Source organism: Actinosynnema sp. NPDC023794 (assembly GCF_040639675.1).
GTDB lineage: Bacteria > Actinomycetota > Actinomycetes > Mycobacteriales > Pseudonocardiaceae > Actinosynnema > Actinosynnema luteola.
The window spans coordinates 339,665-354,947 of record NZ_JBFAFR010000005.1 but is presented as its reverse complement, the minus strand read 5'-3'; the positions used below and the strand labels follow the sequence as shown (position 1 = coordinate 354,947).

At 72.4% G+C, this 15,283-nt stretch carries 17 protein-coding genes and 1 tRNA gene; 12 read left to right on the top strand and 6 right to left on the bottom strand.

Annotation, left to right across the window (positions count from 1 at the left end; all coding sequences use genetic code 11):
* The first annotated feature begins 8 nt into the window (after window positions 1–8).
* Window positions 9–440 (top strand): anthrone oxygenase family protein, encoded by a 432-nt coding sequence (locus AB0H12_RS15395; RefSeq protein WP_499623522.1) that lies wholly within the window; start codon window positions 9–11, stop codon window positions 438–440.
* Between the two features lie 8 nt (window positions 441–448).
* Here the strand turns inward: AB0H12_RS15395 and AB0H12_RS15390 are convergent, their stop codons facing one another.
* Window positions 449–1,369, bottom strand: coding sequence for an SEC-C domain-containing protein (locus AB0H12_RS15390; protein ID WP_499623521.1), 921 nt, complete (start codon window positions 1,367–1,369; stop codon window positions 449–451).
* Between the two features lie 707 nt (window positions 1,370–2,076).
* Here AB0H12_RS15390 and AB0H12_RS15385 point away from each other — a divergent pair.
* The gene (locus AB0H12_RS15385) at window positions 2,077–3,519 is read left to right on the top strand and encodes a SulP family inorganic anion transporter (RefSeq protein ID WP_499623520.1); all 1,443 of its coding nucleotides are present in this window, start codon (window positions 2,077–2,079) and stop codon (window positions 3,517–3,519) included.
* A gap of 39 nt (window positions 3,520–3,558) precedes the next feature.
* Here the strand turns inward: AB0H12_RS15385 and AB0H12_RS15380 are convergent, their stop codons facing one another.
* The 3 genes from AB0H12_RS15380 to AB0H12_RS15370 form a co-directional block, all read right to left on the bottom strand.
* Complete coding sequence (locus AB0H12_RS15380) at window positions 3,559–4,020, bottom strand: DUF6194 family protein (RefSeq protein ID WP_499623519.1); 462 nt, start codon at window positions 4,018–4,020, stop codon at window positions 3,559–3,561.
* Between the two features lie 72 nt (window positions 4,021–4,092).
* Entirely contained in the window at window positions 4,093–4,959 is an 867-nt protein-coding gene (locus AB0H12_RS15375; RefSeq protein WP_499623518.1) for a serine hydrolase, read from the bottom strand.
* 16 nt (window positions 4,960–4,975) lie between these two features.
* On the bottom strand, window positions 4,976–5,707 hold the full coding sequence (locus AB0H12_RS15370) for a Type 1 glutamine amidotransferase-like domain-containing protein (protein WP_499623517.1): 732 nt from the start codon (window positions 5,705–5,707) through the stop codon (window positions 4,976–4,978).
* A 53-nt stretch (window positions 5,708–5,760) separates the two neighbouring features.
* Here AB0H12_RS15370 and AB0H12_RS15365 point away from each other — a divergent pair, with 53 nt between their 5' ends.
* The 5 genes from AB0H12_RS15365 to AB0H12_RS15345 all read left to right on the top strand — a co-directional run bounded on the left by AB0H12_RS15365 (window position 5,761) and on the right by AB0H12_RS15345 (window position 9,686).
* Window positions 5,761–6,399: a YdcF family protein gene (locus AB0H12_RS15365; RefSeq protein ID WP_230566848.1), complete on the top strand. Its 639-nt coding sequence runs from the start codon at window positions 5,761–5,763 to the stop codon at window positions 6,397–6,399.
* A gap of 94 nt (window positions 6,400–6,493) precedes the next feature.
* Window positions 6,494–7,756, top strand: coding sequence for a deoxyguanosinetriphosphate triphosphohydrolase (locus tag AB0H12_RS15360; RefSeq protein ID WP_499623516.1), 1,263 nt, complete (start codon window positions 6,494–6,496; stop codon window positions 7,754–7,756).
* 20 nt (window positions 7,757–7,776) lie between these two features.
* Window positions 7,777–8,028, top strand: coding sequence for a hypothetical protein (locus AB0H12_RS15355; RefSeq protein ID WP_230566846.1), 252 nt, complete (start codon window positions 7,777–7,779; stop codon window positions 8,026–8,028).
* Window positions 8,007–9,056, top strand: coding sequence for a serpin family protein (locus AB0H12_RS15350; RefSeq protein ID WP_499623515.1), 1,050 nt, complete (start codon window positions 8,007–8,009; stop codon window positions 9,054–9,056). Before AB0H12_RS15355 ends, AB0H12_RS15350 begins: the two co-directional genes overlap by 22 nt.
* 60 nt (window positions 9,057–9,116) lie before the next feature.
* On the top strand, window positions 9,117–9,686 hold the full coding sequence (locus tag AB0H12_RS15345; RefSeq protein ID WP_499623514.1) for a carboxymuconolactone decarboxylase family protein: 570 nt from the start codon (window positions 9,117–9,119) through the stop codon (window positions 9,684–9,686).
* 6 nt (window positions 9,687–9,692) lie between these two features.
* Here AB0H12_RS15345 and AB0H12_RS15340 read toward each other — a convergent pair whose 3' ends face one another.
* Window positions 9,693–10,601, bottom strand: a complete 909-nt coding sequence (locus AB0H12_RS15340; RefSeq protein ID WP_499623547.1) for a sigma-70 family RNA polymerase sigma factor — start codon at window positions 10,599–10,601, stop codon at window positions 9,693–9,695.
* 25 nt (window positions 10,602–10,626) lie between these two features.
* Between AB0H12_RS15340 and dnaG the strand changes: the two genes are divergently transcribed.
* Genes dnaG through AB0H12_RS15325 form a run of 3 tightly spaced genes read left to right on the top strand, consistent with a single transcriptional unit; the run spans window position 10,627 to window position 13,828 of the window.
* Entirely contained in the window at window positions 10,627–12,525 is a 1,899-nt protein-coding gene (dnaG, locus tag AB0H12_RS15335; RefSeq protein WP_499623513.1) for a DNA primase, read from the top strand.
* Window positions 12,525–13,028: a hypothetical protein gene (locus tag AB0H12_RS15330; protein WP_499623512.1), complete on the top strand. Its 504-nt coding sequence runs from the start codon at window positions 12,525–12,527 to the stop codon at window positions 13,026–13,028. The genes dnaG and AB0H12_RS15330 overlap by 1 nt, the downstream gene beginning before the upstream one ends.
* Before the next feature lie 53 nt (window positions 13,029–13,081).
* Window positions 13,082–13,828 carry a trans-aconitate 2-methyltransferase gene (locus AB0H12_RS15325; protein WP_499623511.1) on the top strand — a complete coding sequence of 249 codons (747 nt, stop codon included), beginning with the start codon at window positions 13,082–13,084 and terminating at the stop codon, window positions 13,826–13,828.
* Between the two features lie 43 nt (window positions 13,829–13,871).
* Here AB0H12_RS15325 and AB0H12_RS15320 read toward each other — a convergent pair whose 3' ends face one another.
* A complete protein-coding gene (locus tag AB0H12_RS15320; protein WP_073889848.1) occupies window positions 13,872–14,102 on the bottom strand; it encodes a hypothetical protein in 231 nt (76 codons plus the stop codon).
* 137 nt (window positions 14,103–14,239) lie between these two features.
* On the opposite strand from AB0H12_RS15320, the gene AB0H12_RS15315 reads away from it, so the two are divergent.
* Window positions 14,240–14,311: transfer RNA gene (locus tag AB0H12_RS15315), tRNA-Asn, on the top strand.
* A gap of 118 nt (window positions 14,312–14,429) precedes the next feature.
* Window positions 14,430–15,275: an oxygenase MpaB family protein gene (locus tag AB0H12_RS15310; RefSeq protein ID WP_499623509.1), complete on the top strand. Its 846-nt coding sequence runs from the start codon at window positions 14,430–14,432 to the stop codon at window positions 15,273–15,275.
* Window positions 15,276–15,283 lie beyond the last annotated feature (8 nt).

Sequence of the window (15,283 nt, the reverse complement as noted above, 5' to 3'; positions counted from 1 at the left end):
CTGGGGCCATGTTCCCCACGGTGACGATCATCGCGGCCCTCGGCTGCGGGATGATGGCTGGAGTCTTCTTCGCGTTCTCCGCGATGGTCATGCCCGGCCTGCGGCGGGCCGAGCCCGCGGTCGGCGTCGCCGCCATGCGGGCGATCAACCTCGCCGTGGTGAACCCCGCGTTCATCGGCGTCTTCCTCGGCACGGCGGTCGTCGGCGTGGTCGCGGCGTTCGAGGGCGACCCGTGGGCTTGGGCGGGCGCGGCCCTCTACGTGCTCGGCGGGATCGTGCTCACGGGCGCGTTCCACATCCCGCGCAACAACGAGCTCGAACAGCGCGGCACGACCGAGTACTGGACCCGCTGCCTCCGCGAGTGGGTGCCCATGAACCACCTCCGGGCACTGCTCTCGGTCGCCGCCGCCCTGTCGTTCACCCTCGCGGCCGTCCACTAGGCCGTGCCTCACCGGCCAGGACGGCCGCAGCACTTCTTGTACTTGGCGGCCGAGCCGCACCAGCAGGGCGCGTTGCGGGCGGGAGGCCAGGCGATCGTGCCGCCCTCCTCCACGATCTCCGCCAGGCACGCCAGGCGGGTCTGCTCGTCGGCCGGGTCGCCACCCGTCCTGGCCGCGAAGCCCGAGAGGCGGTCGACGGTCAGCGGCACCAGCGTGATCCGGGCGACGCCCGACTCGGACAGCTCGCGGTTGGCGGCCTCGCGGTCGGCGATGGCGACGTCCTCGTCGGCGTGCTGCACCACCTGCGGCCAGGTCTCGTGCGCGCGGGTGATCTGGCCGCGAGGCCAGAACAGCACCCGCGCCTCCTCCGGCGACGTCCGCGGCGTCAGGGCGCGGGCGAACTCCTCCGCGTGGTCCTCCATGGACCGGACCGACTCGTCCAGCTCGTCAGGGGGCATCCCCAGGGCTCGGCGCACCCGTCGCCGGCCGGCCAGGACGGCGTTGGCGTAGGAGGCGAACCCGAACTCGCCCGACCGCTGCGCCAGCTCCTCCTCGGTCAACCGGGACACGGCCATGCCGAACCAGGTCAGCGCCTCGTCGAGGGCGCCGCGTCCCTCCAGCAGCTCGGCCGCCAGGTGGTACGGCGCCGGTGACGACGGCCGCTCGCGCCGGAGGGTGTCGAGCTGGGCCCGGGCCTGCTCGACGCGGTCGAGGGCGAACAGCACGTCGGCCAGCGCCACGCGGGCCTCGTCGGCGTCCTCACCGCCCTCGGCGACGACCTGCTCCAGCAGTTCGAGGGCGCGTTCGTCCTCGCCGGCCCGGCGCCACGCCTCGGCGGCCTCCACCAGGATCTGCGCCCGCTCGTCCGGGTACTGCTCAAGGTCGGCTTGCAGTTGTGCGGCGATGTCCGCTGGCGTGTCCGTCTCCACCTCACACAGGGTATTTCGATCACTCACAGTGATTGAAGGCTCCTGTGGATGATCTGCGTCACGAACCATCGAGTGAATGTCGGGTCGATTGGGCGGAGACGGTTCCGGATTCACCCTCACGTCACCCGACTTTGTGACACTTGATCACAGGCGCGGCTCATCGGGGGGTGTCATGGCGCGTGTCGTTGTCGTCGCAATCGCCCTGGCGCTCGTCGCCGTGCTCGCACCATCACCGCTCGGCCACGTCGGCGTCGTCCGCGCCGTCCCGGTCGGCCACACCGCGGCCGGCTCGGAGGAAGAACCCGCCCGCGAGTGTCGCAAGGGGCCCGAGCCACGATCTTGGTCCACCCGATCGTGGCCGGCCAGACCAGCCGCGCGCCCTCACCGCGACGTCCCCGGCACGACCCGCCGCGCTACCGTGAGCGCATCGCCGCCCGTAGGACGAGGCCGCGAAGAACACCTCCGTTCCTGGACGACACCGTCGGCTCTACAGGTGTTCCGGAACTGATCGGCGCCCCACCGCCAGTAGATCGCATCGTCCGACCAACGACGAGTGGGGTAAACCGAATGGAATTCCGTCAACGGCTCCGGCCCGCCCGTGCGCATTCACCTCGCGTTTCCCGGAAAATGGGATGCGGGCCCGCGGGCGAGCCCGAACCCTTCACCCGACCGACCTCACGCACCGTGCACGACCCGAGGGCCGGCACGTGAGCACCCGGACCGAACGACCGGCGCCGCCGACCTTCTGGCCCGACGTCGGCGCGTCGCTGGTGGTGTTCCTGGTGGCGCTCCCGCTGTGCGTGGGCATCGCCGTCGCCTCCGGCGTTCCGGCGGAGCTGGGCATCATCACCGGCGTGGTGGGCGGCCTCGTGGTCGGCCTGCTGCCCGGCAGCACCATGCAGGTCAGCGGCCCGGCGGCGGGTCTGACCGTGCTGGTCGCGGACACCGTCGCGGAGCACGGCCCGGCCGCGCTCGGCCTCATCGTGCTCGGCGCGGGCCTGCTCCAGATCGCCCTGGGCCTGCTGCGGCTGGGCCGCTGGTTCCGCGCCATCTCGCCGGCCGTCGTCCAGGGCATGCTCGCGGGCATCGGCCTGGTGCTCGTGCTCGGCCAGCTCTACCCGTTCGGCGGGCAGGACCAGCCCGCCACGACCGGTGAGAAGTTCGCGGGCCTGGCGGACCTCGTCCGGACCGCGCTGACGACGGCGGTCGGGTTGAGCGGCTTGGCCGTCGGCGTGCTGACGCTGGTCGTGGTGTGGCTGTGGAAGCGCACGCCGTGGCGCGCCGTGCCGGGGATGCTGGTGGCCGTCGTGGTCGCCTCGGCGGTGGGCGCGCTGCTCCCGCTGCCGCGCATCTCGGTCGGCCCGCTGACCGACGTCGTGGCCCTGGTCGACTTCTCCCTGCTGGACGCCGGCGTGCTGGGCGCGATGCTGACGTTCGCCCTGGTGGCGTCGGCGGAGAGCCTGTTCAGCGCGGCGGCCGTGGACCGCATGCACAGCGGGCCGCGCACGAGGTACAACCGGGAGCTGGTGGCGCAGGGCGTCGGCAACGCGGTGTGCGGTGTGCTCGGCGCGTTGCCGATGACCGCCGTGATCGTGCGCAGCGCGTCCAATGTGGACGCCGGCGCCCGCACCCGGCTGTCCCGCGTGCTGCACGGCGTGTGGCTGCTGGTGTTCGTCGTGCTGCTGCCGGGCGTGCTGTCCTACGTGCCGCTGGCGGTCCTGGCCGCGCTGCTGGTGCAGGCGGGCTGGAAGCTCCTGGCGTTCAGGCAGGTCCTGGCCCTGGCCCGCGCGCACCGGGCGGAAGCCGCCGTCCTGGTGCTCACCGCGGGCCTGATCGTGCTGACGGACCTGCTCACCGGCACCCTCGCCGGCCTGCTGGCGGCGGTGGTCAAGACGGCCTGGGACATGTCCCGCCTGACCGTCACGGTGACCGCGCACGGCGAGGACCACCACCACGTGGCGGTGCGCGGCAACGCGACGTTCCTCAAGTTGCCGGGCCTGCTGGAGACCCTGGAGGCCGTGCCGGACAGCAAGCACGTCCGCGTCGACCTGACCGGCGTCCGCCACCTCGACCAGGCGTGCGGCCAGGCGATCGACCACTGGGCCGCGAGACGCGGCAGCGTGGAGCTGATCCACCCGGTGTCCGACTGACGGCCGAGCCCCCGGCGCGGCGATCCCGCGCCGGGGGCCTCAGGACGTCGTCCGCCGGGCGTGGTTGGCGTGCTTGCGCGCGGCGAAGTCGTGCGCCCCGGCGAGCAAGGTCCGGACGTCGTCGAGCGTCGCTTCGCTCGGGGACACCACGCAGACCCAGTGCTGCGACGCGTAGACGGGGTGCGGCATCAAGCGGTCCCGTTCCGCGTAGTCGAAACCAGTGTCGAACACGCCCTGGTCGTCGCGCTCGGTCGGCACGGCGCCGAACATGGCGGTGTAGGTGGCTTTGGTGAGCCCGATGTTGAGCCGGTAGGCCCCCGGCTCGCTCAACTCGGACACCTGCTCGTAGTGGTCGCCGGTCACGATCGTCGCGAACGGCAGCTGGCGCTCCGGCGGGAGGTCGCCGTCCGGGTCGTAGAGGAAGAACGTGTCGCCGTACGCCTCCATCACGCGGGTACCGGCAAAGGACTTGATGTGCTCCGTCATTTCCTCGGCATTCACACCTTCAAGCGTAACTTTGAAGTCCTTTTTGAGGCTTTTCGTCGAAAAGCACAGGGAACCGAGGTGGAACCTTCAACCGGTGGGGATGAGCACCGTGGCCAGCGCGCCGGTGACGGCGGTCAGGCGGTCCTTCGCGGCCTGCTCGGTCACACCCGTCTGGACCGACAGGACGGCCACGGCGTAGCGGTCGGCGACGACGCCGGCCGTGTGCAGGTGGAAGTCCGCCGGCAGGTACCACATCCAGCCCTGCTTGGCGTAGGCGTCGGTGCCCGGTGCGAGCAGGCCGTACGCCTGGTCGAAGCCGTCCGCGGCGGTGGGGGAGGCGGTCGACAGGGCGGTGACGACGAAGTCCCGGTCGGCGTCCGGGAGGTCGGTCACGATGTGGCGGTAGAGCGATGCGACGTCGTCGGCCGACATCTCCACGTCGCCCCACTGGGACGCGTCGACGGGGGCGTGCGTCGCGGTCAGGCCCGCCTGCGCGGCCACCCGGTCGATCGCGCCCATGCCGTCGTGCAACGTCCACAACGCGTTCATCGCGTCGTCGTCGCTCAAGCTCAGCGCCCGTCGCAGGCGGTCGAGGTCGGCCGCCGGGACCTCGCCCGACGTCAGCACGTCCGCGGCCACCAGCAGCTTGCTCAACGACGCCGAGCGGAACGGGACGTCGGCGTCGTGGCCGGCCGCCGCACCGGTCCGGAGGTCGACGACCGCCAGCCCGAGGTCGACACCGCCGGCGGCCTCGACCGCCCGCGCCACCGCCGCCGAGAGGTCCGGGGCAGGTGCCTCGGCGGCACGTGGCGCGGCCGGGTGCGGGGTTTCCGCGGAGGTGCTCGCGGGCACGTGCGACGACGCCTGCGCGGTGCGCTCCGCCGCTCGCGGCCACACCAGCGCGACCACGCCCGCGATCACCGCGACCGCGACCACCCACCAGCGTCTTCCCACACCTCAACGGTCCGTTTCACAACCGCCTGACGTCGAGCGATTCCTCCTGTGCGGTTCCTGAAGATTCGTCACGCCGCACGACGTACGCACCGCCGGTGCGCCGTTCGGACACGGCCTCCACGAGCTCGGCGCCGTGGTAGACGAGCCCGGCGCCGTCGTCGGTGCAGTGCGTCACCGGCAGCACGCCCGACGCCACCGCCGCGTGGATCGTCGGCCGCCGCGCCGGCTCGCTGTCGTAGTGCACGCCGTTGCCGTAGGGCAGGAAACCGAGTCCGTTGGTGATCACGCGCAGCTCGGGGCCGAACGAGTCCGTCGAGCCGCCGAGGAACCAGCAGATCGACCCGGCGGACACGCCACCGAGCACGACGCCGTCCTGCCACGCGCCGCGCAGCGCCGACCCCAGGTCGTGCACCGCCCACACCGCCAGCAGGTTCGCCACCGAACCACCGCCGACCCACACGACGTCGTGCGAACCGAGGAAGCCCGGGACGTCGGTCGTCGGCGGCATGGTGAACAGGTTCAGGTGCGACACGTCCCACCCCGCCAGCCGCCCGGCTTCGGAGACGTCCGCGTTGAACCACCGCTGGTCGCCCGCCGCCGTCCCGATGTGGCACAGCCGAGGTTTGCGGCCGTGCACGCCGGACAGGTCGACGGCGTGGTGCGCGAGTCGGTGGAACTCCAGGTTGGTGCGTAGCCCGGCGCGGAAACCACCTGAGGTCGCCACGATCGTCGGCTGGTCTGCTCCCATGTCGGTGATCCTGGCAGCGCTCACGCCCGCGGGGGTGTGGAATCATCCCCGGCGTGACGTTCCTGCCGAGACTCCGCAGGCTGGCCACGCGCGTCGTCCTCGGCGGCCTCGTGATCGGGCTCCTCGTCGTCGGCGGCACGGCGTTCCGCGTGTGGCAGGTGGCCCGCGAGGACGACCGGGCCCACGCCGACATGGCCGTGGTCCTCGGCGCGGCCCAGTTCAACGGCGTGCCGTCCGACGTCCTGGAGGCACGGCTGGAGCACGCGCGCCGGCTGTACGAGCAGGGCGTGGTCAACTACATCGCCACCACCGGCGGCAGGCAGCCCGGCGACAACTTCACCGAGGGCGAGGCCGGCCGGATGTGGCTGGAGGCGCACGACGTGCCCGCCGACCGGATCCTCGAAGTCGGCGAGGGCACCGACACGCTGGGCAGCATCCGGGCGCTCGCCGCCGCCGCCCGCGAGAAGTCGCTCACCACGGCCGTGATCGTCAGCGACCCGTGGCACTCGCTGCGGGCGCGCACGATGGCCGAGGACGAGGGCCTGTCCGCGTGGACGTCGCCGACCCGCAGCGGGCCGAACGTGCAGACCCGCCAGACGCAGCTGTTCTACATCCGCCGCGAGACCGGCGCGCTGCTCTACTACCACCTGATGAAGGCGCCGGCGGGCGCGTTCGACGGCATCCTGCTCTGAGGCGAGACCGGCTCCCGGGAACGACGCGCCGGTCGACCGGGGCGACGCCGCGCCGGTTCCGCGGCCGGCCGGTCAGGTCGCTTACCCTGGGCCGATGAGTCAGGGCTACACCGCACACGACTCCGCGCGGCTGCTCCCGGAGCTGCCCAAGGGAGCGGTGCTGCCCGGCGCGCGCACCGAGCGCCGCTCGCCGTTCTCCCGCGACCGGGCCCGCGTGCTGCACTCGGCGGCGCTGCGCCGGCTCGCGGGCAAGACCCAGGTGGTCGGCCCCGGCGAGGGTGCGGAGGTGACCGGCGTGCCGCGCACCCGGCTCACCCACTCGCTGGAGGTCGCCCAGATCGGCCGCGGCATCGGCGAGGAGCTCGGCTGCGACCCGGACGTGGTCGACACCGCCGGCCTCGCGCACGACATCGGGCACCCGCCGTTCGGCCACAACGGTGAGCGCGCGCTCGACGAGCTGGCCGGGTCGTGCGGCGGCTTCGAGGGCAACGCCCAGACCCTGCGCATCCTGACCCGGCTCGAACCCAAGACCGCCAAGGGCCTCAACCTGACCCGGGCGTGCCTCGACGCGGCCACCAAGTACCCGTGGACCCGCCGTCCCGGGATGGTGAAGTTCGGCGCCTACGACGACGACCTCGACGTGTTCAAGTGGGTCCGCGAGGGCGCGCCGGATCGACGGCGGTGCCTGGAAGCGCAGGTCATGGACTGGGCCGACGACGTCGCCTACTCCGTGCACGACGTGGAGGACGGCGTGCTGGCGCACCGGATCAGCCTGGCCGCCCTCGGCGACCCGGCCGAACGCGCCGCCATCGCGGGCCTGGCCGCCAAGCACTTCTCCGACGAGCCGACCTCCGTGCTCGAAGACGCCGCCACCGAGCTGCTCGGCCTGCCGGTGATCGCCGAACTGGCCGAGTACGACGGCTCGCTGCGCGCGCAGGTGGCGTTGAAGCGGCTCACCAGCGAGCTGGTCGGCCGGTTCGCGTCCGCCGCCGTCGGCGCGACCCGCGAGGTGCACGGCGACGGCCCGCTGAGCCGCTACCAGGCCGACCTGGTCGTGCCGCCCCGGGTCGCGGCCGAGGTGGCGCTGCTCAAGGCGGTCGCGGTCCGGTACGTGATGAGCGACCCGTCGCGCTTGGCCATGCAGACCCTGCAACGCGAACTGGTCGCCGACCTGGTCCACCTCCTGCTGATGCGGGCCCCGGACACGCTCGACCCCGCGTTCCACCCCGCCTGGGCCGCCGCGGCCACCGACGCCGAACGGCTGCGCGTCGTGGTCGACCAGGTCGCCTCGCTCACCGACGCCCAGGCCGTGGCGTGGCGGCGGTCGCTGGCGAACGTCGCCCCCGAACCCCTGTGACCGGTGGCACACTCGACGTCATGGCCGATGAGTCCAGAAGACCGCCAGGCCGTCCTTGGCCGTGGCGCAGACCGACCCGCGACCCGGTGCACGTCGGCGCCGAGTTCCCGTACGACGGGTGGGACGACGAACCCGGCGACGACGGCTCCGCCGGGGTGCGCGAACCACGCCACCCCCAGCCGCTCGGACCGATGAGCGGCGCGGGCGAACGTCCGATCCCGGACGAGCCCATAGCGGTTAAGGAGACCTTGTGCCTGATCGAGCGCACCTGACGTTCGCCCTCACCCTCCACGACGCCGTCGCGCCCGACCGCACGCGCAACGCGTGCTGGTCGCCGTACTCGGTGGCCAGTGCGCTCGGCATGACGGCGCAGGCGGCGCGTGGCGAGACGGAGGCCGAACTGGTCGCGCTGCTCGGCGCGGACCACGCCAAGGTGCTCAAGGGCGCGGTGGTGGGCGACGACGCCGAGTTCGCCGTCGCCAACACCCTGTGGGCGTGGGACGGACTGCCGCTCAACGAGGGGTTCCTCACCGACCTGGCCGGGTGGCCGGGCGCGAAGGCGCGTTCCGCGCCGTTCGTGGACGACCCGGAGGGCTCCCGCAAGCTGATCAACGCCGACGTGGCCGAGACGACCCGAGGGTTGATCCCCGAGTTGCTGTCGGCCGGCGCGATCACCGCGGACACGGTCGCGACGCTGGTCAACGCGCTGTACCTGAAGTGCGCGTGGGTCGAGGAGTTCCCCGAGCACGACACCGCGGACCTGCCGTTCCGGGGTGCGGGGGCGGTCGCCACCATGCGCCGCGAGGGCACCATGCGGTACGCGCGGCGGGACGGGTGGGAGGCCGTGGCGATGCCGGCGCGGGGCGGCGTCGAGGCGGTCGTGCTGCTGCCGGACGACGAGCTGGGCGGCACCGGTGGCGTGCCCGGGGTGCTGGAGGCGTTGGAGTCCGAGCGGATCGAGCTGTTCCTGCCCAAGCTGGACCTGTCCGTGAACGTCTCGCTCGCCGAGTCGTTGCAGCAGGTCGGCGTGCGCACGATGTTCAGCTCGACGAGCGCGGACCTGACCGGGTTGAGCCCCGACCCGCGGCTCTACGTGGACGACGTGGTGCACGAGGCCGTGCTGCGGCTCGACGAGCAGGGCTTCGAGGGCGCGGCGGCGACCGCCGTGGTCATGCGGATGACGTCGTTCGTGCCGGTGGAGACCGCGCGCACGGTCCGCGTCGACCGGCCCTACCTGCTGCTGGTCCGGCACGCCGACACGGGCGCGATCTACTTCCTCGCCCAAGTGGCCAAGCCGTGACTGTCACGTCCTGAGGCCCCTCCTCGTCCACCGGGTGAAGACCCGAAACGAGGAGGGCACATGGCACCCAGGATCCCGGTCGTCACGACCAAGCAGGCCAACCCGCTGGTGCGCTTCGCCTACCGGTTCGCCAAGAAGCGGTTCGGGGCGGTGCCGGAGCCGTTCACCGTGGCCGCGCACCACCGGCGGCTGTTCGTGGCGAGTGCGCGGCACGAGATGGCGGTGGAGAAGGCCGCCAGGACGCTGCCCGTGTCGTTGCGGGAGCTGGTGGTCTACCTGACCGCGGTGAAGCTCGGCTGCTCGTGGTGCGTCGACTTCGGCACCATGCTGATCAAGCACGAGGGCCTGGACGTCGACCGGCTCAAGGAGATCCACGACTACCGGACCTCGGACAAGTACACCGAGCTGGAGAAGCTCGCGCTGGCCTACGCGGACGCGATGACCGAGACCCCGACCGCCGTCACCGACGAGCAGGTCGCCGAGCTCGACCGACGGCTGGGCCACCGGGGGCTGGTCGAGCTGACCTACCTGATCGCGCTGGAGAACCAGCGCGGCCGGTTCAACTCGGCGTTCGGCATCACCGACCAGGGGTTCACCTCGGGTGACGCCTGCCGGGTGCCGCTGCCGTAGCCGGTCTCAGGGCGCTTCGGGGAACGGCACGTGGCCGAGCTTGTCCGGGTTCGACATGTCGTACACGCCGGCCACCCTGCCGTCCCTCACCACCACCGCCTCGACGCGCGGCGTGAGCTCGCCCTGGGCGCCGAACACCAGCCCGACGTCGCCGTTGACCAGCGCGGGTCGCCCCTCGACGTCGCCGTACCGGCGCAGCAGGCCGAGGATGAAGCGCGCCACCTTGTCCGCGCCGCTGATGACGCGGGCCGCGGTCCGGGCCTTGCCGCCGCCGTCGCCGACGAGCACCACGTCCGGGTGCAGCAGGCCGACCACCGCGTCGACGTCGCCGGTGGCCAGGGCCCGGAGGAACCGCTCCAGCACCTCGCGCTGCTCCTCCAGCGCCACCCGCGGCGGCGGGTCGGCGTCGGCTGCCGCCTTGCGACCGCGCGAGGCGTGCTGACGGGCGGTCGCGACCGTGCAGCCCAACGCGTCGGCGATCTCCGCGAACGGCACGCTGAACGCGTCGTGCAGCACGAACGCCACCCGCTGCTCGGGAGTGAGGCGGTCGAGCACCACCAGCGCCGCCAGCCGCACGCCGTCGTCGCGCACCACCGCGTCCAACGGGTCGTCCTCGCCCGAGGTGACCAACGGCTCGGGCAACCACTGCCCCACGTACCGCTCCCGCCGCACCGCCGCCGACCGCAGGCGGTCCAGGCAGATCCGGCCCACCACGGTCGTCAGCCAGCCGCGCAGGTCCCGGATGCCCGCCCGGGCCTCCTGGCTCAGACCCGTCAGCCGCAGCCACGCCTCCTGCACCGCGTCCTCGGCGTCCGCGACGCTGCCGGTGAGCCGGTAGGCCACGCCGACCAGGTGGGAGCGGTGGCCGGTGAAGGTCGAGGCCAGGGTCTGCTCGGCGGCGGTCACGGGCACCAGTCTGCCAGCACTAGACTCGCTCGACGTGGCAGGACGCATCCGGGAGAGCGACGTCGCACTGGTGCGTGACCGGAGCCGGATCGACGAGGTCGTGGGAGACCACGTCTCCCTGCGCGGTGCCGGCGCCGGCGCGTTGAAGGGCCTGTGCCCGTTCCACGACGAGAAGTCGCCGTCGTTCAACGTCCGTCCCTCGCACGGCACGTTCCACTGCTTCGGCTGCGGCGAGGGCGGCGACGTCATCGCGTTCGTGATGAAGATCGAGCACCTCGGGTTCGTCGAGGCCGTCGAGCGGCTGGCCGACCGGGCGGGCGTCCAGCTCACCTACGAGGGCGGCGGCGCGACCGTCCAGCGCGACCGCGGCACCCGCAGCAGGCTCATCGAGGCGCACCGGGCCGCCGCCGAGTTCTACGCCGAGCAGTTGGCCACGCCGGACGCGCTGGCCGCGCGGGAGTTCCTGGCGCAACGCGGTTTCGACGAGGCCGCGGCCCGGCAGTTCGGCTGCGGCTTCGCGCCGGGCGGCTGGGACAAGCTCACCAAGCACCTCCTCGGGCGCGGGTTCGAGCTCACCGAGCTGATCAAGGCCCAGCTGACCAAGGAGGGCAGGCAGGGCCCGATCGACCGGTTCCACCGCCGGCTGCTGTGGCCGATCCGGGACATGGGCGGCGAGGTCGTCGGCTTCGGCGCCCGCCGGATCTTCGACGACGACCCGATCCAGGCCAAGTACCTCAACACCAGCGAGAGCCCGATCTACAAGAAGTCGCAGGTGCTGTTCGGGCTGGACCTGGCCAAGCGGGAGATCGCCAAGCGCAGGCAGGCCGTGGTCGTCGAGGGCTACACCGACGTGATGGCCATGCACCTGGCGGGCGTGCCGACGGCGGTCGCGTCCTGCGGCACGGCGTTCGGCGCGGACCACATGAACGTGCTGCGCCGGCTGCTGATCGACGACTCGATGAACGGCGAGGTGATCTTCACCTTCGACGGCGACGCCGCCGGGCAGAAGGCGGCGCTGAAGGCGTTCGAGGGCGAGCAGGCGTTCTCCGCGCAGACCTACATCGCGATCGCGCCCGACGGCATGGACCCGTGCGAGCTGCGGCAGGAGAAGGGCGACGTGGCCGTGCGCGACCTGGTGGCCCGCCGCACGCCGCTGTTCGAGTTCGCCATCAAGACGCGGCTGAAGGACTACGACCTCGACTCGGTGGACGGCCGGGTCGAGGCGCTGAAGGTCATGGTGCCGTTCGTGGCCCAGATCAAGGACCGGGCCAAGCGGGACGGCTACGCGACCCGGCTGGCCTGGTGGGTCGGCTGGGAGGACGAGTCGGCCGTGGTGCGCCGGGTGCGCGAGACGGCGACCGGCCGCGCGCCCGCGCCGTCACGCCGTGCCGCGGCGCCGGTCGACCCGAACCAGGGCGCGCTGGCGGTGGACGTCGACGGTCCGCCGCGCCCCGACCCGCGCGACCCGGCGCTGTGGGCGCAGCGGGAGGCGTTGAAGGCGGCGTTGCAGCTGCCCGAGATGGCCGGGCCGTACTACGACTCGCTGCCCGACGAGGCGTTCACGCACCCCGCGTACCTGGCGTTGCACCAGGCGATCCGGGAGGCGGGCGGCGCGTCGTCCGGGCTGTCCGGTCCGGCGTTCCTGGACGCGGTGTCGCAGGCGTGCCGGCACCAGGCCGTGCGGTCGGTGCTGACCGAGCTGTCCGTGGAGCAGCTCCGGGTCAAGGCGGACGACGAGTACCGGTACGTGCAGGGCGTGCTGGCGCGGTTGCAGCAGATCCTGGTGGCGGGGCAGATCACCGAGATCAAGTCCCGGCTGCGGCGCGTGTCGCCGGTGGAGGAGCCCGACGAGTACCGGGCCCTGTTCGGCGACCTCATCGCGCTGGAGGACTACCACAAGGCGTTGGGCCAACAAGCGGCGGGCGGGCTGTGATGGGGCTGTTCCGGAGGGTTTTCGGCTCGGGCGCGCCCGAGGGGTTCGCCGGTGTGCTGGAGTCGGACGAGAACGTGCTGGCGTCGGCCGCCGTGGGCTCCGAGTGGCTCGTGGCGACGTCGTACGGGCTGTGGGTGCCCGGTCCCCGGCGGGTCGGGTGGCACCTGATCAGCAAGGCCACGTGGAGCGGGAACGCGTTGGCGGTGGTCGAGGCGGTCGAGGACGGCACGGCGGGCGAGGCCGTGGTGCTGCGCGACCTGCCGCCGCGGCGGTTCCCGCTGGAGTCGCCGGGCAAGGTGCCCGAGGTCGTGCACGAGCGGGTGACCGGGTCGATCAGGTCGCGGGAGCACAACGAGACGGTCGGCGCGTGGTTCGTGCAGCGCAAGGTGACCGGGCAGGACGGCGTGGTGCTCCAGGTGCGGCCGGATCCGGGCGCGGACGTCGAGCGGGTCCGCGAGGTCGCGGCGTCGGTGGCGGCGAAGATCGCCAAGCTGCGCGGGTGAGCGTGATCGGCGTACGGTAGCAGTACAGCTGTACTGCTACTGGGGGTGCGCGCATGTGGGATCCGGGCAAGTACCTCGCGTTCGCCGACCACCGGTCGCGGCCGTTCCACGAGTTGGTGGCACGGGTCGGGGCCACGTCGCCGCGCCGGGTGGTCGACCTGGGCTGCGGTCCGGGGAACCTGACCGCGTCGCTGGCGCAGCGGTGGCCGTCGGCCGCGGTGGAGGCGCTGGACTCGTCACCGGAGATGGTCTCGGCCGCACGGGCGCGAGGGGTCGACGCGCGGGTCGGCGACGTGGCGTCGTGGGAGCCCGAGCCGGACACCGACGTGGTGGTGACGAACGCGGTGCTGCAGTGGGTGCCGGGGCACGAGGACCTGCTGCGGCAGTGGGTGCGGGCGCTGCCGTCCGGCGCGTGGCTGGCGATGCAGGTGCCGGGCAACTTCTCGGGGCCGTCGCACGAGGTGGTGCGGTCGCTGGTCGACGCGTCGTGGCCCGCGTTGCGCGGCCTGCTGCGGCCGTCGCCGGTGCTCGACCCGGTGGGGTACGCCGAGGTGCTCGACGGCTGCGCGGTGGACGCGTGGGAGACGACGTACCTGCAGCGGCTGGAGGGGGAGGACGCCGTGCTGGAGTGGATCACCGGGACGGCGCTGCGACCGATCCGGGCGGCGCTGGACGACGGCGAGTGGGCCGCGTTCCGCGGTCGGTTGGCGCCACTGCTGCGCGAGGCGTACCCGAGGCGGGCGGACGGCACGACGTGGTTCCCGTTCCGCCGGGTCTTCGCCGTGGCCCGCGTGCCGTAGCCGCACCGGGGCCGCCCCCGGTTCGAGGGCGGCCCCGGTGAGCTCAGTTGGCGCGCGGGATGACGGGGTCGCGCCGGTGGCCGTTGGCGTTGGGCTGGTGCCGGCCGAAACCGGTCTTCTCGCCCACCTTGGCGCGCACGATGCCCGCCGCGCCCTGGACGGCCGGGTGGTCGGCCAAGGAGCGGTAGGCGCGCACGATCTGGTCGTAGCGCTGGCGTCCGGCGCGCGCCCCTAGGACGTAGCCGACGGCGGCGCCGAGCAGGATGCCCTTCATGAGGTGGTCCTCTCCTGGAGATCGTGCCTGGTCACACCCCTTCTTACCGCACGAGGAGGGGGGTGTGCGCGAGCACTGTTCCGGATGCGCTAGAGTTGTCGCTGTCGGGCCGCGAGGCCCGGCCCACAACAGAACATTCCCCCTTAGCTCAATGGCAGAGCATTCGACTGTTAATCGAAGGGTTACTGGTTCGAATCCAGTAGGGGGAGCGCGATGGCAGCCCCAGGCCCACCGGCCTGGGGTTTCGTCGTGTCATGGGGTCCGGGTACCCGCGAGTCACCCGATTGTCACACCGCTCGCGCGGTTTCTTGGGGCAGGCTGATCCGCATGGCCGACCGCTTCGCCAACCGACGCCGGATCACGTCCCTCGACCCGGAGCGGGACCACGTCGAGATCATGCGCATCTCGTCCGGGTACGAGTTCCCGTGGGACTACGTGCGGTCGCTGGAGTTCGCCTTGTTCCGGACGTACTGCGTGCCGTCGATCTCGGCGCTGCTGGCGCGGACCGGCGAGTTCGAGCGCCGGCCGCAGCAGCGGTACGACGACACGGCGTTGCTGATGGCCGAGTTGGTGGAGCACGGGTACGACTCGCCGCGCGGCCGTGAGGCGCTGCGCGTGGTGAACCGGCTGCACGGGCGGTACGAGATCTCGAACGACGACATGTTGTACGTGCTGTCGACGTTCGTGTTCGACCCGATCGAGTGGATCAGCCGGTACGGCTGGCGGCCCCTGACCGACCACGAGCGGCTGGCCGCGTTCCACTTCTACAGCGCCGTGGGCGTCCGGATGGGCGTCAAGGAGCTGCCGTCCACCTATTCCGCCTACGCGGCGTTCAAGCGCGCGTACGAGGAGGAGCACTTCACCTACAGCGACACGAACCGCGCGATCGGCCAGTACACGCTGGACCTGTTCTGCTCCTGGTACCCGGTGCCGTCCGCGCTGACGTCCCGTGCGGTGCTGGCGATGCTCGACGAGCCCATGCTCACGGCGTTCGGCTTCCCCGCGCAGCCGCACTGGCTGACCCTCGCCGGCCGGTCGGCCCTGAAGGTCCGCGCGGCCACCGTCCGCCTCCTCCCGCCACGCCGGACACCACGCCTGACCAACGACCCGAAGAACCGGACCTACCCGGGCTACCCGACGGGTTACCGCCCGGCCGACCTCGGAGCCCCGTAGTCCGCCAG

Excerpts from the sequence above, each read along its gene's own strand:
- AB0H12_RS15395 (WP_499623522.1), top strand. The coding sequence starts at position 9 with ATGTTCCCCACGGTGACGATCATCGCGGCCCTCGGCTGCGGGATGATG.
- AB0H12_RS15345 (WP_499623514.1), top strand. The coding sequence starts at position 9,117 with ATGGCACCCAGGATCCCGGTCGTCACGACCAAGCAGGCCAACCCGCTG.
- AB0H12_RS15320 (WP_073889848.1), bottom strand. The coding sequence starts at position 14,102 with ATGAAGGGCATCCTGCTCGGCGCCGCCGTCGGCTACGTCCTAGGGGCG.
- AB0H12_RS15370 (WP_499623517.1), bottom strand. The coding sequence starts at position 5,707 with ATGGGAGCAGACCAGCCGACGATCGTGGCGACCTCAGGTGGTTTCCGC.
- AB0H12_RS15325 (WP_499623511.1), top strand. The coding sequence starts at position 13,082 with ATGTGGGATCCGGGCAAGTACCTCGCGTTCGCCGACCACCGGTCGCGG.
- AB0H12_RS15360 (WP_499623516.1), top strand. The coding sequence starts at position 6,494 with ATGAGTCAGGGCTACACCGCACACGACTCCGCGCGGCTGCTCCCGGAG.
- AB0H12_RS15330 (WP_499623512.1), top strand. The coding sequence starts at position 12,525 with ATGGGGCTGTTCCGGAGGGTTTTCGGCTCGGGCGCGCCCGAGGGGTTC.
- AB0H12_RS15355 (WP_230566846.1), top strand. The coding sequence starts at position 7,777 with ATGGCCGATGAGTCCAGAAGACCGCCAGGCCGTCCTTGGCCGTGGCGC.
- AB0H12_RS15310 (WP_499623509.1), top strand. The coding sequence starts at position 14,430 with ATGGCCGACCGCTTCGCCAACCGACGCCGGATCACGTCCCTCGACCCG.